The following is a 20,013-nucleotide window of genomic DNA, read 5'->3' on the forward strand; positions in this document are numbered from 1 at the left end:
CGACAAGCTCAGGACGAACGGAGGGGGGAGTTTGAGCGGCGGATCAAGCCAGCCCCAGCACCTTCGCCGCGTTGTCCTTCATGATCAGCGGCATGACTTCCTCGCGGAAGCCCACTTCGGCCGCGGCGGCCATCCACTTGTCCGGGTGGATCAGCGGAAAGTCGGTGCCGAACAGCATCTTATGCTTGAGCTGGGTGTTGGCGTACTGGATCACCTGCTTGGGGAAGTACTTCGGGCTCCAGCCGGACAAGTCGATGAACACGTTGTTCTTGTGCAGCGCCATCGACAGGCTCTCGTCGACCCAAGGCCAGCTGGGGTGGGCGAGGATGATCTTCATGTCAGGGAAGTCGACCGCGACATCATCGATCAGGATCGGCTGGCCGTACTTGAGCCGCATGCCGCCACCGCCGCGCATGCCGGTGCCCATGCCCGAGTGGCCGGTGTGGAAGATCGCGGGCAGACCGTATTCGGCGATCACTTCGTAGATCGGGTAGGCCATGCGGTCGGCGGGATGGGCGTTCTGGGCGATGCCGTGGAACTTGAAGCCCTTGACCCCATAGTTCTCGATCAGGTCGCGCGCCTCACGGGCACCGTACTTGCCCTTGTGCGGATCGATGCTGGCGAAAGCCATGCAGATGTCGTCGTTCTTGGCGGCCTGTTCGGCGACTTCGTAGTTGCTCACGCGCTTGGCGCCCATCGCGCTTTCGCAGTCGACCGTGAACAGGACGAGCGCAATGTTGGATTCGCGGTAAAGCTCGATGATCTCGGGCATTTTCGGCCGTTCGCGCGGCGCCTTGAAGTAGGCGCTGGCGGCATCGAAATACTTGCCCATGACCGGATCTTCCGGATCGTGGCAGGAGACCTCCGCATGGACGTGGACGTCGATGGCGCGGATCTTGGCGAGGTCGATGGGCACGTCTGCGGTTCCTGAATCGGTTCGGTCGTTGCCCCCATGCATTCGGGGGGCAGGTATGACAAGGCCGGCCTGTCACGCTCCGCGACAGGCCGGCCTCGCTATCCCGCTCACGCGGGAACCATGGCTCCAGCGTTAGAGCTGGATGATGACCGTCTTGGTTTCCTGGTAGCATTCGAACCCGGCCTGGCCCTGTTCACGACCCAGACCCGACTCCTTGTAGCCGCCGAACGGCAGCGCGGTGTCGATCGTGGCGTGGCAGTTGCCCCACACGGTGCCCGATTTGATCTTCGAGGCGAGGCGATGCATCGCGCTGACATCCTTGGTCCAGACGCCGGCGCCGAGGCCGAAGTTGGTGTCGTTGGCCATCTTGGCGACCTCGTCGAGGTCTTCGAAGCGCTGTGCGACGACAACCGGTCCGAAGATCTCTTCGCGAACCACGCTCATTTGCGGGTTCACGTTGGCGAGGATCGTCGGGTTGACGTAGTAGCCGCCGTCGCTGGCCGGGGCGTCGCCGCCCATGACCACGCTGGCGCCGTCACGCTTGCCGGCTTCGATGTAGCCGAGCACCTTCTCGTGCTGCTCCTTCGACACCAACGGGCCCATGTGGCCGGCGGGGTCGAGCGAAGCGCGCGGGCTCCAGAAGTCGGCGGTCTTGGTCATGCCTTCGAGCACGTCGTCGAAGATCGACTTGTGCGCGAACAGGCGCGAACCGGCGACGCAGACCTGGCCGGAGTTGAAGAAGATCGCGCCGGCAACGCCCGGAGCGGTCGTGGCGACGTCGACGTCCGGCATGACGACGACCGGGCTCTTGCCGCCCAGCTCGAGCGTCACGCGCTTCATCGTGTCGGTGGCGTTCTTGTTGATCACCTTGCCGATCTCGGTCGAGCCGGTGAAGGCGATCTTGTTGACGTCGGGGTGCTTGACCATGCGGTCGCCCGCGGTGTGCCCGTTGCCGGTGATGATGTTGATCACGCCTGCCGGGAAGCCGGCTTCCTGCACCAGGTCGGCCAGCTTCAGCGCGGTGAGGCTGGTCTGTTCGGCTGGCTTGAGCACGGTGCAGCAACCCGCGGCGACCGCCGGAGCGATCTTGAGGCAGGCCATCAGCAGCGGGAAGTTCCACGGCACGATCTGGGCGCAGACGCCGATCGGCTCCTTGACGGTGTAGCTGAACACGGTGCCGGTCGGCATGGTGTAGGGGTTGATTACCTGGCCGCCGGTCTTGCTGGCCCAGCCGGCCATGAATCGGATCTGGCTGATCGCGCCCGGGATATCGACCGCGCCAGCCATGCCCTTGGGCTTGCCGTTGTCGATCGCTTCGAGCTCGGCAAACAGGTCTGCGTCGCGTTCCAGCAAGTCGGCGAAGCGGTGCATGACACGTTCGCGCTGCATCGGCGGCAGGCCGTACCAGCGGTTGTCGTCGAATGCGGTGCGTGCGGCGGCGACGGCCCGATCAACATCCTTGTCCGAAGCGTCGACGATCTTGCCGACGATTTTGCCGTTCGACGGGTCTTCGACGTCGAGCGTCTTGTCGTGCGAAGAATCGACCCACTCGCCGTTGATGAACAGCTGCGGCTTGCGTGCCAGGAAATCCTTGGCGGCCTGAGAATACTCCCGCTGAGTGCGGTCGATGGTGGTGACTTCGTTCATTTACAGGTCCTTTCCCGAAACGAATCCCTGTTTGCGGTCAGACTAGCAAACGGGGGACGGGCACGCCACGGCGCGCCTCTTGCTAACGGTCGTTACAATCGCGTGGCGGCTGTGTCGATTCCTATCCGTCAGGTGGTGGAGGGGCGGGCCGCCGCCTTCCCCTCCAGCACCTTGTCCTCGTTCGCGCGCTTGATGATGTACTGGCGGACGGCCTCGATCTGGTCGCGGCTGAGCGACGGGGCGAAGCTGACCATGCCGTTGTCTTTCAGGGCGCCGTCATGGACGATCGCCATGAAGGTGTCCTGACTCTCGATCGCCGCGCTACGCCGCAAGTCGGGCAGCACGGTCGAGCCGATCGCCGCGTCGTTGTGGCACTGGCTGCAATAACGGCCGAAGCTGTACTTGCCCGAAGCGACTTGCGCGGCCGTTCCGGTGAACGGCGGCGGATCGAGCGGGCGGCGGTCGAACGGCTTGGCCGGCGGAAGCTTGGCGGTGCCGCCGAGCTTGAATACCAGCAAGCGCGAGATGTTCGGCAACGGACCCGACTGCTCGGTCAGGATGCCGCCGGGCGAAAGCGGGAAGACCCCGCCCCAGCCGGCCAGCACCGCCACGTATTGCTCGCCGTTGATGCTGTAGGTGATCGGCGGAGCGATGATGCCGGTCTGGGCCGGGAACGACCACAGCTTGCGGCCGTCATGCGCGCCATAGGCGGTGAAGTTACCCGCCGCGGTACCCTGGAACACCAGGCCGCCGCCGGTCGAGAGCAGGCCGCCGTTCCACGGACCCGGATAGGGCACGCGCCAGCGCTCCTTCTGCGCCACCGGATCCCAGGCGATCAGCGCGCCCTTGGTGGCGGCTGCTGCGGCTTCGCGCACAGCGGCATCGGCCGGCATGGCGCCTGCCGAAAGGTCGATGCCGGTGTTCATGCCGCGGTTGAGGTCGGGCTTCCAACCGGCTTCAGGAAAGTAGGGGAAGGCGGCCTCGATCGCAGGGATGTAAACGAGCCCCTCGTTCGGGTTGAAGGCCATCGGGTGCCAGCTATGCCCGCCGCCCGCGCCCGGCGTGCTGACGAACGGCTTGCCGGTGAGGTCGAAGCGGGCCTCAGGGTTCACGATCGGGCGGCCGGTCTTCATGTCGATGCCGCTGGTCCAGTTCTGCGGCACGTAGTTGTTGGCCGAGATCAGCTCGCCCGTCGCGCGGTCGAGCACGTAGAAGAAGCCGTTCTTGGGCGCCTGCATCAGGACCTGGCGCATCTTCCCGCCGATCTCGATGTCGGCCAGCATGATGTGCTGGGTGGCAGTGAAGTCCCAGGTCTCGCCCGGCGTTTCTTGGTAGTGCCAGACGTACTCGCCGGTCTTGGGCCGGATGGCGACGATCGAGGACAGGTACAGGTTGTCCCCGCCGCCGGGCGAGCGGATGGCCTGGTTCCACGGAGAGCCGTTGCCGACGCCGATGTAGAGCAAGTCGAGCTTGGGATCGTAGGCCATCGCGTCCCACACGGTCCCGCCGCCGCCGAGCTTCCAGAAGTCGCCCTTCCAGGTCTCGCGCGCCTTGGCGAGGTAGTCGGGTTCCTTGCCGTCCTCACCCGGTGCGCCGGGCACGGTGTAGAAGCGCCACGCCTGCTCGCCGGTCTCGGCGTCATAGGCCGTCACATAGCCGCGCACGCCGAACTCGGCGCCGCTGTTGCCGATGATGACCTTGCCGTCGATCACGCGCGGAGCGCCGGTGATGGTGTAGGACTTGGTCTGATCGACCGTGACCTTGGACCAGGCTTCCTTGCCGGTGTTGCGGTCGAGCGCGACCAGGCGGCCGTCGAGGGTGCCGAGGTAGAGCTTGTCGCCCCACGCGGCCATGCCGCGGTTGACGACGTCGCAGCAGGCCTTGGGCCCGGTTTCGCCCGGCACCTTCGGATCATAGTCCCACAGCGGCTTGCCGGTGGCGCCGTCGTAGGCCTTCACCTTGCTCCAGGCCGTGGTGACGTAGATCTTGCCGTCGATGACCAGCGGCGTGCCTTCCTGGCCGCGCGCGGTGTCGAGATCGGCGAACCAGGTGAGACCGAGCTTGCCGACCGTATCGCCATTGATCTGATCGAGCGGGCTGTAGCGCTGCTCAGAATAATCGCGGCCGTAAGTCATCCAGTTGGCGGTGTCGGCGGCGGCGTTGACCAGCTGCTCTGCCCCGATGCCGTCGCTGACGGCGTCCTTCTTGCACCCTGCGAGCGCCAAGGCCGCGCAGGCTGCTGCGATCAAGATTCTGTGCTTCATGTCCGGCAGTGCTCTCCCTGGGGCACGTCGGCGACGTGACCCTTATCTTTGGGTCCTGCCTAATGTCGCCGCGCCCGTCCGGTCAAGCGGCGCGACAATACGGGATTTTCCCCGTTGCGGTGCAGCATGACTTAGGCTTATCAAGTGCACGTCAGTCGAGCGCGAGCCCGCGTTATGACCCTGGCCTAGCTTTGAACACTAGCCAGACAGGACACTTCCATGCCTACAAAGCTGCCGTCTCGCGCCGACCACGTCGGCTCGTTCCTCCGTCCCCGCAGCGTGATCGAAGCGCGCGAGCATCGCTCGGCGGGCAATATCGATTACTCCGAGCTTCGCGCGATCGAGGATCGGGCCATTGCGGACCTGATCAAATGGCAAGAGAGCCTCGGCCTCAAAGCCATTACCGACGGCGAGTTCCGCCGGTACTTCTTTCACACTGACTTCCTGCTCCAGCTTGATGGCGTCGAAGAGCATGGCGGCATTGCCAAGGCGTTCAAGAACGACACCGGCAAGGACGTCCACTTCGCTCCGCCGAAGATGGTCGTTTCGGGCAAAGTGCAGCACAAGAAGCCGATCCAGCTGGCAGACTTCGAGTACCTCGCCAGCCTGACCAGCGCGACGCCCAAGGTCTCGATCCCGAGCCCGACGATGTTGCACTTCCGCGCCGGGCGGGAAGGCATCCCGATCGATGTCTACCCGACGATGGACGAGTTCTATTCGGACGTCGCCGCTGCCTATCGCGCCGAAGTCGACAGCCTCGCCGCGGCGGGTTGCCGTTACATCCAGATGGACGATACCAACCTCGCCTATCTGTGCGACGACAGCCACCGGGCCGATGCAGCGGCTCGCGGAGTCGATCCGAACGACACCCCGCGCCAGTACGCCAAGCTCATCAACGAGAGCTTCAAGAGCGCCCCGGCCGACATGATCAAGGCCGTGCACCTGTGCCGCGGCAACTTCCGCTCAAGCTGGGCGGCAGAAGGCGGCTACGAGCCGGTGGCCGAGATCATGTTCAACGAGCTCGATATCGACGCGTTCTTCCTCGAATACGACGATCCGCGCTCGGGCGACTTCGCGCCGCTGCGGTTCCTGCCCAAGGGCAAGACCGTGGTGCTCGGTCTGGTCACCACCAAGCTCGGCGAGCTCGAAAGCAAGGACGACATCAAGCGCCGGATCGACGAGGCGACCAAGTACGCCGATATCGACCAGCTGGCGCTGAGCCCGCAATGCGGGTTCGCCTCGACCGTCCACGGCAACGACATCACCACCGAGCAGCAGGCCGACAAGATTCGCCTGGTGATCGAAGTGGCGGATGAAGTGTGGGGCTCGGTCCCGGCGATGGCGGGCTGAGGACCCAATCCTCCCCGACCTTGTCTCGGGGAGGGGGACCGTCCGCGAAGCGGATGGTGGAGGGGTGTTGCGTTTTGCCGCCTACCCCTCCGTCACGTGCCTGCGGCACGCGCCACCTCCCCGAGACAAGCTCGGGGAGGATTTGCGCACCCTCTCCCGCAAACGGGAGGGGGATGATACACCTCTCCAAAACCTGGGGAGGGAAGGATGCCGAACAACCGCATCGACATGGTCGATGCCCTGCGCGGCTATGCGCTGCTGGGGCTGTTCCTGGTTCACTGCGTCGAACGGTTCGAGCTCTACTGGCTCGATCCCATGCCAGACCCGTGGTTCGACGGGGTCATGGCAGTGTTCGCGGGCAAATCGTTCGCGATCTTCGCCCTGCTGTTCGGCTTCAGCTTCGCCACGATCATGGCCAACGAGCGGGCGCGGAAGAAGGACTTCACCCTGCGGTTCGTCTGGCGGCTGGTGCTGCTGTTCGGGATCGGCACCCTCCATGCGCTCGTCTATCGCGGAGACATCCTGCAGGTCCTGGCTGCGGTCGGGCTGCTGATGATCCCGTTCGATCGGGTGCGGTCGGACAAGGTCCTGCTGGCGATCGCCTTCCTGCTGTTCCTGCAGATTCCACTGCTTGCCCGAGCGTGGTTCGCGGGAAGTGCGGACTGGACGGCGGCGCAGCCATACTTCTTTGGGGACACTGGCCTCGCTACGCTGGCCACAGGGTCGTTTGCGGACGTGGTGCACGTGAACGCCGGACCGGGACTAACCGGCAAGTGGTCGTTCTATCTCGAAACCGGCCGCGTGCTCGAAGTCGCTGGCCTGTTCCTCATCGGGATGGTGCTGCAGCGGCGCAAGCTGTTCGCGCAAGCGGCGCAGCAGCGCGAGGCGTGGCTGGCGATCGCCGCCGCAGGAGCGGGCGTTTGGATCCTTGTCAGCCTGCTTGAGCCGCGGATCCTGCCTCCGGGACCGGACGCGGGCGGCTTGCCGATGCAGCGCCAGGCGATGGAATGGTTCACCGGTCAATGGCGGGCGCTCTCGGCGATGGCGCTCCACGTATCGTTGTTCGTGTTGGCCTGGCACTCGCCGCTCGGTCGCGGGCTGGCCACGCTAGCTCCCGCGGGGAAGATGACGCTGACGCTCTATGTCGGTCAGTCGTTGGTGGCTGCGCCGCTGCTTTACGGCTTTGGGTTGGGGTTGTTCGACGACCTCTCGTCGGCCCAGCTCGTCGGCCTAGGCGTCGTTACGTTCGCTGCCCAGATGGCCCTAGCGGCGCTGTGGTTTCGTTACTTCCGTTATGGCCCGCTCGAATGGCTCTGGCGGGCTGCGACCCGCACCGACTTCAGCCTTCCCATTCGCGCAAAGTAAAAGGGCGGCCCCGAGAGGCCGCCCTTCCACTTTTTCTCGCCGAAGCTCGATCAGAACGTCTTCTTGACGCTGACCGCCCATTCGCGCGGCCGTCCCGGCAGGCCGGTCACGAAACCGGCGCCAGCGCGGGTAAGATCGAACAGGGTCTGGAAGTAGTACTTGTCGAACAGGTTGGTAACTTCCAGTCCGAGTTCCAGATCGCCATCCTCGTTCTTCCACGTCAGCCTGGCGTTGGCGACGGTGTAGCCTTCGATCAGGTTCGTCGGTGCGTTCACGGCATTCGTGTAGACCGAGCTCTGATAAGCGGCGTCGACACGCGGCGTGAGCGACCCGGACGTACCCAGCGGCACTTCGTACTGGGCGCCGATCGACCACTTCCACTCCGGCGTGTAGGAGGAAACCATGCCCGCCGTGATCCCGCTCGCCGGATCCAGAGAGTCGCCGATGTAGTCGAAGTCGGTGTAGCTAGCCGAGCCGTCGATCAGTAGGCCATCGATCGGCTTGATCGTGGTTTCCAGCTCGATACCCTTCACGTGGGCGTCGCCCGCATTTGCCGGCAGCGCGCAGGGCACGGCAAAGCCGGCGCCTGCCTGCGGGCAGTTGCTGAGAGCGAGCTGGACGTCGTTGTAGTTGCTGTAGAAGGCAGCGACGTTGAAGCGCACAGCGCGATCGAACATCTGCGTCTTCACGCCAACTTCATACGATTCCAGCGTTTCCGGGTCGAACGGCAGAACCTGCTGGGCGAAGAACGGACGGGGGTTGATGCCGCCACCCTTGAAGCCCGTCGACCACTGAGCGTAGGCCGAAACGTCCGGAGTGATCTCGTACATCGCGTTGAGGCGATAATCGACCCGGCTGTTGTCGTAGTTGCCGGTCACGCCGTTCAGAGCGCCGAGCTGCGGGTGGACCTGCCCGTCGGGGGTGAGCCGGACGTAGGTGTAGTCCTTGTGCTCGTCGGTATAGCGAAGGCCGCCGGTCAGGGTCAGCGGATCGATCGGCCTCCACGCAACGTGCAGGAACGCGGCCTTGGTGTCGGCATTGACCGGATCGTCACCCACGAACGGAGCCAGCCCGGCATACCGCAGGTCCTGCTGAGTGGCGTAAACCGAACGCTGGTCCATGTAGAAACCGCCGAGGGTGTACTCGAGGGTATCGTCGAGCGCCGTACCGTTGAGGCGCAGTTCCTGGCTGAACGACCAGAACGACAGGTCGCCCGAACCGAGGCTGTGGGCCAGCGGCGAGAGATCGTCGTCGTTGCTGAACTGCGAGCGATAGTCGCGGTAAGCGGTGATCGAGGTAAGGTTCAGGTTGTCGGTCAGATCCCAGTCGACCTGGCCCGAAACACCCCAGCCCTTGAAGTTGACACGGCCGTCGACGATCGAGGTCGGCTGTCCGTTGTCTGCCAGCGACATGTAGGTCGCGTAGTTGCAGAACTGACCGCAGACGAAGCGCGAATCGTACGGGATGTCCGCGCCGAACGGATTGATGTCGAACACGCGAGCCGCCGGGTTCGGCGGGGACGGATAGTTCGGGCTGACAATCGCGCCGGCAGCGTTCCGGCGTTCCAGCAGGACCGAGCCGCCAGTGGTGCGGTCATCGTTCGTGAAGTCGGCGGAGATGTTGACGTCGATGCGGTCGTTGGGCTGCCAGCGGAGCTGTCCGCGCACGGCTTGGTAGCCGACTTCGCCTTCCTTCGCGAGGACGCAGTCCGAATTGGCCGGAAGGATGCGCGGCACGCCGTTCGTGGGGTTGAGCGCGTCGCTGCCGGCGGGGTGGACGCAGCCGAAGTCCATGCGGCTGATGTATCCATCCTGCGACTTCGAAACGCCGGAAATCCGCGCCGAGAGGCTGTCGGTCAGGCCAAGGTCGGCACTGGCGCGCAGGTCGATGCGGTCACGGCTGCCGTAGGTGGCGGACACGGTGCCCGTGTTCGAGCCGGTCGGACGCTTGGAGTAGAGCTTCACCGCGCCGCCGATCGAGTTACGGCCGGCGAGGGTGCCTTGCGGACCGCGCAGGATTTCGACACGGTCGAGATCGAGCAGGTCGAACAGCGAGCCCGTCAGGGTCGCGTAGTAAACGTCGTCGATGTAGAGGCCGACGCCCGGCTCGAGTGCGGGGTTGAAGTCGTACTGGCCGATGCCGCGAATGCTGGCGGTCATGGACGGGCCGTAGGCAGTGCCCTGCGGCTTCAGCGTGACGGACGGCGCCTGACCCGCAACTTGGGCGATGTTGGTCTGGCTGCGCGCTTCCAGCATCTGCGAGTTGACCGCGGTGATCGCCAGCGGCGTATCCTGCAGGTTCTGTTCGCGGAACTGGGCGGTGACAACGATTTCGTCGCCATCGGCGGCAGGCGCCGCAGCGGCTGCTTCATCCTGCGCGAAAGCCGGAGTTGCGGCCGTGGCGACTGCCAGGGCTACGAGGCTTGCGACCGGGAAATTGGCAATACGGGAATATTGGCGGAATCTCGCCATTCCTCTCTCTCCTGCATGTAAATCGACGGCGGGGGGGTGCCGTCAAATTGATCAGTAGTGCATACAAATTAGGCGCGGCAAGCGCCCCGCTGACCAACCGTCGAACATGGCCGGGGAGTGATGCAATTGTGTTACATCATGACAATCAGACCGGCAGCCGGAAAACCTTTTCCGCGTTCGTCTGCATGAGCATCTTCTTGAGTTCAGGGGAGATTTTCATCCGGTCGTAGGCGGCGACCTCGTCAGAGCTCTGCTGGTAGGGGTAGTCCATCGCGTAAAGCACGCGTTCAGGTCCGAGAACTTCCATGCAGAACTTGATCGCCGGCTCCCAGCCGACGCCGCTGGTGGTGATCCAGATGTTGTTGCGGAAGTAGTAGCTGACCGGATGCTGCAGCTTTACCGGCTCCTGGCCGCCTCGCAGCCCTTGCCGGTTGTCGGCGTTCCCCTGCATCCAGTCGAAGCGGTAGAGCTGCAGTGGCATGCATTCGCCCATGTGGCCGATGACGAGCCTGAGCTTGGGGAATCGGTCGAACGCGCCGGAAAAAATCAGGCCCATCGTGTGCAGCCAGACATCGTGCGGGAACCCGCCGAGCGCCCCGAAGAAGCCGCGCGATTCGTAGTGCGGCGCGTTGAACGGCGCGGTCGGGTGGATGTAGAGCGCCGCGTCCATCGCCTCGAGCGCTTCGAGAATCGGGAAGTACTCGCGCTCGTCGATGTAGTGGCCCTGGAAGTGCGAGTTGAGCACCGCGCCGTTGAGGCCGAGCGTGCCCATCGCTCGCTCGATCTCTCTCACCGAACCTTTCACGTCGCGCGGGTCGAAGGCAGCGCAGGCCGAGAAGCGATCCGGATGGCGGCGGCAGGCGTCGGCGGCAATGTCGTTGGCCTCGCGGGCGAGGGCGGTGCCTTCGGAGGGGCGCACGACCTGGACGCCGGGGGCGGTCAGCAGGAGCAGCTGCCGGTCGATCCCATATTCGTCCATGTGCGACAGGCGTAGGTCGCCCAGGTTCTGCATCATCTCCTGCAGCGAGGGCATCTTGGAGAACATGGCGGCCATCTTGAGGCTGTCATCGTTGGGCGCCTGGCCGCTCTCGAAGTATTCGACTTGCGCCTTTACCAGTGCCGGGAAGGTCCACGCCTCCTCGGTGGCGATGCGCTTGTACGGCGCGTTACGATCGACGTGTCCGGAGCGCGGGGCCATGCCGACGCGCGTGCGGTGGCTGAAGTCTTCCTTGAAGTGACCCTTGAGGCCCTTCTCGCTCCCATCTTCGAGCAATGGCATCCGTTATTCCCCCATGCCGGCCTTTGGCCGGTCAAAACATGCTGTTGTCGTTCTTGGTCGTCGAAGGGTCGGGCACTTCCTGGAGCACGTCCCAATGTTCGACGACATAGCCGTCCTTGATCCGCAAGATGTCGACCACGGCGTAACCGCGTTCGTCCTTGGTGCGGCGGAAGTGATGGTGGACCGCGACCATTCCTTCGCCGTCTTTCTCCTCGCCATGGATCACCCGCTTCACGTCATGGGTGAGGTCGGGGTTCGCGGCGATCGTGGCGCGCATCATGCCCAGCGTCGCATCGCGTCCGGTCGGCGCGTTGGGGTTGTGCTGGATGTAGTCCGGATGGACCCACGTCATGAACGCGTCCTCCGGATTGTCCTGGTGGTGGAACAGCTCGATGAAGCGTTCCGCGATCTCGCGCACCGAGAGGTTGTGGCGGTCGGAGTTATCCCGCGGGTCGAAGCCAGCCATGACTTCAGTACCTCTCGTTCAATGGGGCCGTGGAGGCTGGCGCCCCCACTATTGCGATAGTGAGGGCGCCGCGCATCAAGCCTTCTCCTGTCCGGCGAGCAGCGCACCGAACTTGGGGTGCGCGAAGTGCATCGGTACGTCCTGGCGGTGCGGCCAGGTCTTGCGGTATTCTTCCTTGGGCAGCAGCCGGTCCGGACCGAGCGGGTCTTCCGGGAACAGCTTTTCGGCGGGCTGCAAGTGCGCGGTGGTGTGCGCCCAACCGGCTTCGTAATCGCCCTGCCACTGCATCTTGTAGTCGAGCCGCTTGATCTTCCACACGCCGTTTTCGCGCACGTAATCGTTCTCGTAGATGCCGGCTTCCATGAACTGCTGCGGCATCATCTCTTCGCGGGTTTCCTGGAAATCGTCATGCCAACCGCCGAACAACACGCCGCGGAAACGGCCCTTGGCGGTCTGCCGGTCGGCTGAGACGGTGATGATGTCCTGCATCTGGAAGTGGTCGAGCAGCAGACCATCGACGGGGCCCGGCTTGCCGCCGGTGAAGCGCCCGGCGATCCAATCGCCATAGAGGCGAACCACGCCCGCGCGACCGACGTACTCGCCCGACAGGAACACGACCACGCCGTCTTCGGCGAACAGGTCCGCGACGTCTTCGGGGCGGTTGAAATCGATGTAGTAGCCATAGGCCCAGTGCAGGCGACGGATGGCGTTAATGTCCTCCATCTCACCGACACGATGCTCCAGCGCGGCGAGGCGCTGTTCGACGTCACTCATTGATCGACTCTCCCAAAAAGGTTTGTATGCAACACTAACGATCGTGACTGTTTTGGCGAGAGGTTTTGGCAATAATGAGTGAGACGGAACGGCCCTGGGAAGGGCGTGTAGCCTTCGTTACCGGAGCAGTGACCGGGATCGGCCTGGGCGTGGCGCAAGCCTTCGCCGACGCCGGAATGCGGCTGGCGCTCAGCTATCGCAACGAGGACGACAAGGCGCGCGTGGCCGAATGGTTCGCTGCCAAGGGCTACGAGCAGCCGCTGTTCCTCAAGCTCGACGTGACCGACCGCAAGCGCTTCGCCGAAGTGGCAGAGGAAGTGGTCGCGCATTTCGGCGAAGTCCACGTGCTGGTGAACAATGCCGGCGTCTCGGTGTTCGGCCCGACCGACGAGGCGAGCTATGACGACTACGACTGGATCATGGGCGTCAACTTCGGCGGCGTGGCCAATGGTCTCGTCAGCTTCCTGCCCAGGATCAAGCAGGCCAGCGGCCGCCGCCATGTGGTCAATGTCGCCTCGATGGCGGCGTTCCTGCCGGGCCCGCAGGCGGGCATCTACACCGCCAGCAAGTTCGCCGTGCGCGGGCTGACCGAGAGCCTGCGTTACAACCTTGCCCCGCACGGTATCGGGTGCTCGCTATGCTGCCCGGCGCTGACCCGCACCAACGCCTGGACCAGCGCGCTCAAGCGGCCAGATGGCTTTGGCGAGAGCGGTTTCCCGGATGTCCCGAAGGAAGCGCTCGAGCAGTTCGGCACCGCCTTCGAAGAAGGCATGGATCCCTACGAGGTCGGCACCAAGATCCTAAACGGCATGACCGAGCAGCGCGGCCTGATCCTGACCCATCCGGAACATGGCCCCGACTTCGAGGAAGTCCACGCCGCCGTCATGGCCGCCTTGCCGATCGAGGAAGCCCCGGCGGGCCGCCTCAAGATCGAGCAGCTGCGGCGCGATGCGATGAAGGCGGCCGAAGAGGGGCTGGTCATCAAGCTCGACGACCTGACCTGACGGGTTTCCGGACAGGCACCTCAACCCGTACTTCGTCGGACTATCCTTCGTCATCCCCGCGAACGCGGGGACCCAGAGCGTGCTCACGCAAGAGCCGACTAGGTTCCCGCGTTCGCGGGAATGACGAAAGGGGTGCTCGAGATCGCAGGCGCTGGACCTCTCGCTCCAACCCGCTATCCTCCTGGCTCGAAGGGGAAACTCGAGGAGCCTTGAGATGTGTGAGCTGGACCAGTTAAGCGATATGAGCCGCGTAAGCCGGCGGACATTCGGAACTCTCGGCGCCGTGGCCGGCCTTGGCGCGACATTCGCCCCCTGGGCCGTGGCCAATGCGCAAGGCGCCGGTGGCCTCACCGAGAACATGGTCAGCTTCGCCGCACCGGGCGGGACCATGGACGCGTTCTTCGTCCATCCGTCGTCGGGCAAGCATCCCGCGGTCATCCTCTGGCCGGACATCGCTGGCTTGCGTGATGCCAAGAAGGCCATGGGCCGTCGTCTCGCCAGCTCGGGCTATTCGGTGCTGGTGGTCAATCCGTTCTATCGCACCTTGCCGGCGCCGCAGTTCAAGGACTTTGCCGACTTCCGAGACAACGGCGGCTTCCAGAAGGTCGGTCCGTGGATGGCGCAGAATACGCACGAGAACGTGACCGAAACCGCCAAGGCCGTGGTCGCCTGGCTCGACCAGCAGGCCTCGGTCGATACCGCCAAGGGCATTGGCAATCAGGGCTATTGCATGGGCGGGCCGTTCACCGTGCGCACCGCGGCAGCCGTACCGAGCCGGGTCAAGGCGGCGGCCTCGTTCCACGGTGGCGGGCTGGTGACCAACCGGGCCGATCCCAACGATCCCAATGTCCCGATCAAGCTGATCCCGAAGACTCAGGCGAGCTTCCTGATCGCCATCGCCAAGAACGACGATGCGCAGGCCCCGACCGAGAAGGACGAGCTCAAGGCCGCCGCCCAGGCCGCCGGACGCCCGGCCGAGATCGAGGTCTACCAGGGCGACCATGGTTGGACCGTGCCCGACAGCCCGGTCTACAACGAGGCCGAGGCGGAGCGCGCCTGGGCGCGGTTGCTGAACCTCTACAAGACGGCGCTTTAAGTTGAATATTCCCATCCTCCCCGAGCTTGTCTCGGGGAGGTGGCGGACGCCGAAAGGCGGCTGACGGAGGGGCAGGCGGCCGTGCGCAGGTGGTTCGACAAGCTCACCACGAACGGGCCTACCTTTGGCCCCGTTTGTCCTGAGCTTGTCGAAGGACGCGGACGGTCCCCCTCCCCGAGCAAGCTCGGGGAGGATTTCCCACTCTTAACAACTCGTCAGCCCCTTTGAGGACGCGCTGCAATGAGTTATTCTCGTACCGGGAAACGGATGCGAGGGAGGGGAGTCATGTGCGACCAAGACCATCTTGCTGACATGGATAAGCGCCAGGAAAAGCGCAAAAACGCTGGCGGCATGAACCGCCGGGAATTCGCGGCGATGGGCGCGGTGGCGACGTTGATCGCTTGCACTCCCATGGATGACGTTGACGCGGCCGCAGGCGAAACCGAGCAGACCGTGAAGTTCGATGCGGCTGGCGGCAAGATGGATGCCTTCTTCTCCCATCCGGTAGAGGGGAAGCATCCCGCGGTCGTGGTCTGGCCCGACATTGCTGGTGTGCGCGACGCCTTCATGTCGATGAGCCGGCGTCTGGCGGGCGAAGGCTATGCCGTGCTGGTGCTCAATCCCTATTTCCAGGACAAGGAAGCGCCCCAGTTCGACGACTTTGACGACTGGCGCGCGCAAGGCGGGATGGAGAAGGTCGGTCCCTGGCGCGCCAAGCTGACGCCCGAGGCGGTCGCGGAAACTGCAAAGGCGGTGGTCGCCTTTCTCGACAAGCAGGATTCGGTCGACACCTCGAAGGGCATTGGCGTGCAAGGTTACTGCATGGGCGGACCGCTTGCGGTGTGGACGGCTGCTGCCGCGCCGGAGCGGGTCAAGGCCGTGGCGACGTTTCACGGCGGCGGACTGGTCGGGGAAGATGCGACCTCCCCCTCGAAGATGCTCGGGCAGACCCAGGCTAGCTTCCTGTTTGCCATCGCCCGCGATGACGACAAGAAAGCGCCTGGCGACAAGGATGCCTTGAAGGCCGCTGCGACGGCGGCGGGGCGTCCGGCGGAGATCAAGGTCTACCCGGCCGATCACGGTTGGACCGTGGTCGATTCCCCGGTCTACGACTACGACCAGGATGACGCCTCGTGGGCGCGGTTGCTTAACCTCTACAAGACTGCGCTCTAATGGCCCCACCGCGTCGTGGGTCGGGCGGCCGCGCGTGGCGTGCCGCCGCCCTGGCCGTCTGCCTGCTTGTCTTTGTCGGGCGACCGCTGGCGGCTCAGCCGATGGGGGGAGGTGGTACTGGCTTCACGCTCGACGGCACCCGGATCGACCGCGAGATACAGGACATGGTCGCCTCGGGACGTGTTGCCGGAGCCGAAGTGCTGGTGTGGAAGGACGGGCAGGAGGTTCACTACGGCAACGCCGGCCTCGCCGACCTTGAGGCCAAGCGCCCATTTACCCGCGATACCCTGGTGCAGGTCTTCTCGATGACCAAGCCGGTCACTGGCGTGGCGCTGATGCAGTTGTGGGAGCAGGGCAAGTTCGGCCTCGACGACCCGCTCGAACGCTACCTGCCGCAATTTGCCCAGGTCCAGGTCTACGACGCCAGCCTGCCCGATGGCGCAGCCAAGCTGCGTGCGCCGAGCCGCCCGATCACCATCCGCGACGTGCTGCGGCAGACGGCCGGGTTCACCTATGGCGGTGCCAATCACCCGACCGACGCGATCTGGAACCTGCTCCAGCCGCTCTCGCCAGACCACACCTTGGCCCAATTTGCCGAGCTGATGCCCAAGGTACCGCTGCTCTACGATCCGGGCACCCACTGGCATTACAGCGCTGGCGTCGATGTCCAGGCGCGGCTGGTCGAAGTGCTGTCGGGCCAGCCGTTCGACCAATACGTGACCGAACACATCTTCCGGCCGCTCGGCATGACCCAGTCGTGCTGGAAATGCAGCCCCGACATGCTGCCACGCCTCGCCGCGATCTACAGCGTGGGGAAGGATGGCTTCGAACGCATGCCGCGCGAGACCTGGCTCGAACCCAACTTCGCCGGCAAGCCGATGACCATGGGCGGTTCGGGCATCGTCACCACGATCGACGAGTACATGCGCTTCGCCCGCATGCTCCTGAACCAAGGTGAGCTAGACGGTGCGCGCATCCTCCAGCCCGCGACCGTCCGCCTGCTGTCGACCGACCAGCTCGACCCGCGGATCGAGAATAAGGACCGTCTTTGGCTACCGAGCAAGGGTTCGGGCGGCTTCGGCTTCGATGTCTTCGTCCGCACGCGCCCACCGCAGACGCCCCAGGAAAACCGCGGCGCTGTGGGTGAGTTCTTCTGGGACGGCTATCCCTCGATGCTGTTCTGGGTCGATCCGCAAAACGACATGGCCGTGGTCTTCGCGACGCAGAAGATCCCCTTCGACGGGACGCTGCATCACGACATAAGGGATGCTGTCTACGGGGAGGGGTACTCGGGGCAGTGAGGGCGCGGGGATAGGCCGCAGTCGCGGTCAGTCCGATCGAATGGCGTGGCTTACGGCATTCAAGAGTTCGTCCACCCGGAACGGTTTGCGCAACAGTTGCGCGCTGGTACCCACGGCCCGCTCGATCGAAGCGCTGTCGGCGTATCCGCTGGCGATCACGATCGGGATATGGGGATAACGCTCGCGAGCGGCTGCCGCGAACTCGGCGCCGGTCATGCCGGGCATGGCGAAATCCACGACCAGGGCGTCAGGGCGCGTGGTCTCCAGCACAGTCAGTCCTGATGGGCCGTCAGCTGCCTCGAGGACACTGAACCCCAGCGTTTCGAGCGAGTTCACGATCATCCCCCGCATGTCGATGTCGTCATCGACCACAAGAATGCGTCCGCCTCCGCTCCCGGTCGGCAGCGTCGCAGTGCCGTCACCTTCGGACGATTCGCAGGAAAGCTCGGTCCGCGGGAGCAGCACCCGCACGGCGGTACCTTCGTCGAGCACGCTTTCGATCCGCACGGTGCCGCCAGCTTGCCGCGCGCTTCCGTAGACTTGCGCCAACCCCAGTCCGGTTCCCTTGCCGAGCGCCTTGGTGGTGAAAAAGGGATCCATCGCGCGCGCAAGCGTCTGCGGGTCCATCCCTGTTCCGGTGTCGGCAACCGTCAGTTCGACATACTTGCCATCCGCCAGCTCAGCGTCGCCGCTAATGGTCCGGGCCTTGGTGGAGATGGACAGGCGGCCACCGTCGGGCATCGCGTCACGCGCGTTCAGCGCGAGATTGAGGACCATCATCTCGACTTGCGTGGCATCAGCGAGGACCGGCACTGGGTCCGGATTGAGCGCGAATTCCAACCCGATCATGGGACCCAAGGTACGGCTCAGCATCTCGCGCAAGTTCTCGATCACGTCGCATACGAAGATCGGCTTCAACTCGATCCGCTGCGACCTTGAGAATGCCAGCAATTGCGAAGTCAGCTTCGAGCCTCGCTCGGCCGCTTGCAGGCCCGCCTCGGCGAAGCGGCGGACACGTTCGCTCTCGTCGGGCCGGCGGCCGATCAGGTCGAGCGCGCCGATGACCGCACCCAGCACATTGTTGAAGTCATGGGCCAGGCCCGAGACCAGCTGGCCGACGGCTTCCATCTTCTGGCTCTGCCGTAGCGCGTCCTGCGCTTCGGCCAGACGCCGGTGGTCGTCCAAGCGCTCGGTGATGTCATGTGCGAACTGGTAGGCGCCGATCTGCTGTCCCTCGCTGTCGCGCAGGACATTGAACCGCATCTCATAGGACCGTTGGTTGCCCTCCCGATCGACGAGGTGTGTCACCTCGGCGAATTCTTCACCGGACAGCGCGCGTGCCCAGAGACGCTGGGCCATGGTCCAATAGGCAGGGTGATCCCTGCAAAGCTCAAGCTTGTTGTCACCTGCCTTGGGACGGAAACCAAACATGCGCTCGTATTCGTCGGCGGCGGCGCGATTGATGCCGAGGAAGGTGAAGTCGGGCGCGACGATCTGGACGATGGCGTCGGTGCTTTCGACGACATCGGCCAGCAAGTTGCGCTGGGCCAGTGCTTCTTGCACGCGCCGTTCGAGCGTTTCCTTGGTCCGCTGGTCCGACTGATAGAGGCGAGCATTGTCGATCGCGATCGCTGCTTGCGATGCGGCGCCGAGCATCAGTTGCTCGTGGCGCGCACCGAAGCGGCCCGGTTCCGGATGCCCGAAGAACAACCCGCCGATGACATCGCCTTCCCTCGAGGTGACCGGGACGGCGAGATAGCTCCGGACCGGCAAATGCCCGTCGGGCATGCCATGATGGGGCGCCAACTTCCCGTAGCGAAGATCGGCCAGGATATCGTTGGATCTAATGACGCCGGTTCCATCGAACGTCGGTTTGAACACGGGTGTCGCCCGCGGCATCCCCAAGCTCTCGAAGGCCGAAATGTCGGCGCCCGAGAGCGTGTAGAGCATGTAGCTTTCGCCATCCTGTCCGGCGACATTGTGGAAGAAGGCTCCGAACTTGGCGCCAGTCAGCTCCACGCCGGCGTCGGTGACCATTTGCACCACGCGCTCGAGATCGAGCTCGGCGGCCAGCGCGGCGCCGGTGCGGTTCAACGTTGCAAGGGCGCTTGTCTCTTCACGCAGCGCGGCCTCGGCGGCTTCGGTCTGGCGCTGCGATTGTACGCGCTCGGTCGTTTCAGTGAGCACGCAAAGCACGCCGCCCGGCTCGCCGCTCTCGTCGAGAACCGGTGAATAGGAGAGGTCCATGAACACCTGTTCCGGATGCCCGTGGCGCAGCAGCGTGAGTTCGTGATCCTTGTACGAGAGAGTTCCGCCGGCGAGGCCGACTCTCATCACGTTGTCATTGAAGTCCGCCACCTCGGGCCAGCCTTCGCGGACTTTGGTGCCGAGCAGCTCGGGATGCCTGCCACCGGCGAAGCGGGAGTAGGCATCGTTGTAGAGCATGACGCCGTCTTCGTTCCACAGCAGCACCATCGGCACGGTGCCGTGCATCATGATGCTCAGCACGGATTTGAGGCTTTGCGGCCACTGGTCGATGGAGCCGATGGACGTGGCCGACCAGTCTCGGCGTGCAATCAGCTTCGCGGTGTCGCTGTGACCCAGGAACGCGCGTTCGGCAGCGTCCGTCGCGCATCTGCTCCTTGACGTCACATCCATTCTGGCGGCCCCCTAGTCCGTCTACGGACGAACCCCTTGAGCAACTCTCTACAAAAGAACGGGTTCCTAGTCTGCCGTCTTCCCGGCGGCTGCGGCACTTTGTCGGGCACGCCTTGCCGCGCGCGCACACCGATGCGAATCGGTTCGAAATCATTAGGTGGCGACGGTGCTCATCGCGCGATGCCGGCAACTTAAGTTAGATATTTATGTCCGGTTGGTTCGAAAACGGTCGTATCGGCCGATTTACTA

General features: G+C 64.4%; 14 protein-coding genes. 6 read left to right on the forward strand and 8 right to left on the reverse strand.

The genetic code is table 11. From position 1 onward, the window contains the following. Positions 1–43: 43 nt before the first annotated feature. The 3 genes from ASD76_RS16580 to ASD76_RS16590 form a co-directional block, all read right to left on the reverse strand. Entirely contained in the window at positions 44–916 is an 873-nt protein-coding gene (locus tag ASD76_RS16580; RefSeq protein ID WP_055925991.1) for an amidohydrolase family protein, read from the reverse strand. Positions 917–1,048: 132 nt separating this feature from the next. Then, positions 1,049–2,563, reverse strand: coding sequence for an aldehyde dehydrogenase family protein (locus ASD76_RS16585; protein ID WP_055925688.1), 1,515 nt, complete (start codon positions 2,561–2,563; stop codon positions 1,049–1,051). Between the two features lie 128 nt (positions 2,564–2,691). Further along, positions 2,692–4,827: a PQQ-dependent dehydrogenase, methanol/ethanol family gene (locus ASD76_RS16590; RefSeq protein WP_055925691.1), complete on the reverse strand. Its 2,136-nt coding sequence runs from the start codon at positions 4,825–4,827 to the stop codon at positions 2,692–2,694. Between the two features lie 219 nt (positions 4,828–5,046). Between ASD76_RS16590 and ASD76_RS16595 the strand changes: the two genes are divergently transcribed. Together ASD76_RS16595 and ASD76_RS16600 are read left to right on the forward strand one after the other, a co-directional pair. After that, positions 5,047–6,177 carry a 5-methyltetrahydropteroyltriglutamate--homocysteine S-methyltransferase gene (locus ASD76_RS16595; RefSeq protein ID WP_055925694.1) on the forward strand — a complete coding sequence of 377 codons (1,131 nt, stop codon included), beginning with the start codon at positions 5,047–5,049 and terminating at the stop codon, positions 6,175–6,177. Between the two features lie 207 nt (positions 6,178–6,384). Next, positions 6,385–7,542, forward strand: coding sequence for a DUF418 domain-containing protein (locus ASD76_RS16600; protein WP_055925696.1), 1,158 nt, complete (start codon positions 6,385–6,387; stop codon positions 7,540–7,542). Positions 7,543–7,592: 50 nt separating this feature from the next. Here ASD76_RS16600 and ASD76_RS16605 read toward each other — a convergent pair whose 3' ends face one another. The 4 genes from ASD76_RS16605 to ASD76_RS16620 all read right to left on the reverse strand — a co-directional run bounded on the left by ASD76_RS16605 (position 7,593) and on the right by ASD76_RS16620 (position 12,532). Then, a complete protein-coding gene (locus tag ASD76_RS16605; protein WP_055925698.1) occupies positions 7,593–10,013 on the reverse strand; it encodes a TonB-dependent receptor in 2,421 nt (806 codons plus the stop codon). Positions 10,014–10,158: 145 nt separating this feature from the next. Further along, entirely contained in the window at positions 10,159–11,292 is a 1,134-nt protein-coding gene (locus tag ASD76_RS16610) for an amidohydrolase family protein (protein WP_055925701.1), read from the reverse strand. Positions 11,293–11,323: 31 nt separating this feature from the next. After that, entirely contained in the window at positions 11,324–11,758 is a 435-nt protein-coding gene (locus ASD76_RS16615; protein ID WP_055925704.1) for a nuclear transport factor 2 family protein, read from the reverse strand. A 75-nt stretch (positions 11,759–11,833) separates the two neighbouring features. Next, the gene (locus tag ASD76_RS16620) at positions 11,834–12,532 is read right to left on the reverse strand and encodes a nuclear transport factor 2 family protein (protein ID WP_055925707.1); all 699 of its coding nucleotides are present in this window, start codon (positions 12,530–12,532) and stop codon (positions 11,834–11,836) included. A 74-nt stretch (positions 12,533–12,606) separates the two neighbouring features. Between ASD76_RS16620 and ASD76_RS16625 the strand changes: the two genes are divergently transcribed. The 4 genes from ASD76_RS16625 (at position 12,607) to ASD76_RS16640 (ending at position 17,106) form a co-directional block, all read left to right on the forward strand. Then, complete coding sequence (locus ASD76_RS16625; RefSeq protein WP_055925709.1) at positions 12,607–13,536, forward strand: SDR family NAD(P)-dependent oxidoreductase; 930 nt, start codon at positions 12,607–12,609, stop codon at positions 13,534–13,536. Positions 13,537–13,750: 214 nt separating this feature from the next. Continuing rightward, a complete protein-coding gene (locus ASD76_RS16630; protein WP_055925712.1) occupies positions 13,751–14,632 on the forward strand; it encodes a dienelactone hydrolase family protein in 882 nt (293 codons plus the stop codon). 285 nt (positions 14,633–14,917) lie between these two features. Continuing rightward, a complete protein-coding gene (locus ASD76_RS16635; RefSeq protein ID WP_055925715.1) occupies positions 14,918–15,805 on the forward strand; it encodes a dienelactone hydrolase family protein in 888 nt (295 codons plus the stop codon). Then, positions 15,805–17,106 carry a serine hydrolase domain-containing protein gene (locus ASD76_RS16640; protein WP_235506860.1) on the forward strand — a complete coding sequence of 434 codons (1,302 nt, stop codon included), beginning with the start codon at positions 15,805–15,807 and terminating at the stop codon, positions 17,104–17,106. The genes ASD76_RS16635 and ASD76_RS16640 overlap by 1 nt, the downstream gene beginning before the upstream one ends. A gap of 27 nt (positions 17,107–17,133) precedes the next feature. Here ASD76_RS16640 and ASD76_RS16645 read toward each other — a convergent pair whose 3' ends face one another. Beyond that, positions 17,134–19,764: a PAS domain-containing protein gene (locus ASD76_RS16645; RefSeq protein ID WP_055925718.1), complete on the reverse strand. Its 2,631-nt coding sequence runs from the start codon at positions 19,762–19,764 to the stop codon at positions 17,134–17,136. Positions 19,765–20,013: the final 249 nt, after the last annotated feature.

The sequence above is a fragment of the Altererythrobacter sp. Root672 genome (assembly GCF_001427865.1).
Classification (GTDB): domain Bacteria; phylum Pseudomonadota; class Alphaproteobacteria; order Sphingomonadales; family Sphingomonadaceae; genus Croceibacterium_A.

Coding starts and splice junctions, on each gene's coding strand:
- ASD76_RS16635 (WP_055925715.1), top strand. CDS start 14,918: ATGTGCGACCAAGACCATCTTGCTGACATGGATAAGCGCCAGGAAAAG.
- ASD76_RS16590 (WP_055925691.1), bottom strand. CDS start 4,827: ATGAAGCACAGAATCTTGATCGCAGCAGCCTGCGCGGCCTTGGCGCTC.
- ASD76_RS16630 (WP_055925712.1), top strand. CDS start 13,751: ATGTGTGAGCTGGACCAGTTAAGCGATATGAGCCGCGTAAGCCGGCGG.
- ASD76_RS16585 (WP_055925688.1), bottom strand. CDS start 2,563: ATGAACGAAGTCACCACCATCGACCGCACTCAGCGGGAGTATTCTCAG.
- ASD76_RS16645 (WP_055925718.1), bottom strand. CDS start 19,764: ATGGATGTGACGTCAAGGAGCAGATGCGCGACGGACGCTGCCGAACGC.
- ASD76_RS16610 (WP_055925701.1), bottom strand. CDS start 11,292: ATGCCATTGCTCGAAGATGGGAGCGAGAAGGGCCTCAAGGGTCACTTC.
- ASD76_RS16615 (WP_055925704.1), bottom strand. CDS start 11,758: ATGGCTGGCTTCGACCCGCGGGATAACTCCGACCGCCACAACCTCTCG.
- ASD76_RS16605 (WP_055925698.1), bottom strand. CDS start 10,013: ATGGCGAGATTCCGCCAATATTCCCGTATTGCCAATTTCCCGGTCGCA.
- ASD76_RS16625 (WP_055925709.1), top strand. CDS start 12,607: ATGAGTGAGACGGAACGGCCCTGGGAAGGGCGTGTAGCCTTCGTTACC.
- ASD76_RS16600 (WP_055925696.1), top strand. CDS start 6,385: ATGCCGAACAACCGCATCGACATGGTCGATGCCCTGCGCGGCTATGCG.
- ASD76_RS16620 (WP_055925707.1), bottom strand. CDS start 12,532: ATGAGTGACGTCGAACAGCGCCTCGCCGCGCTGGAGCATCGTGTCGGT.
- ASD76_RS16640 (WP_235506860.1), top strand. CDS start 15,805: ATGGCCCCACCGCGTCGTGGGTCGGGCGGCCGCGCGTGGCGTGCCGCC.
- ASD76_RS16595 (WP_055925694.1), top strand. CDS start 5,047: ATGCCTACAAAGCTGCCGTCTCGCGCCGACCACGTCGGCTCGTTCCTC.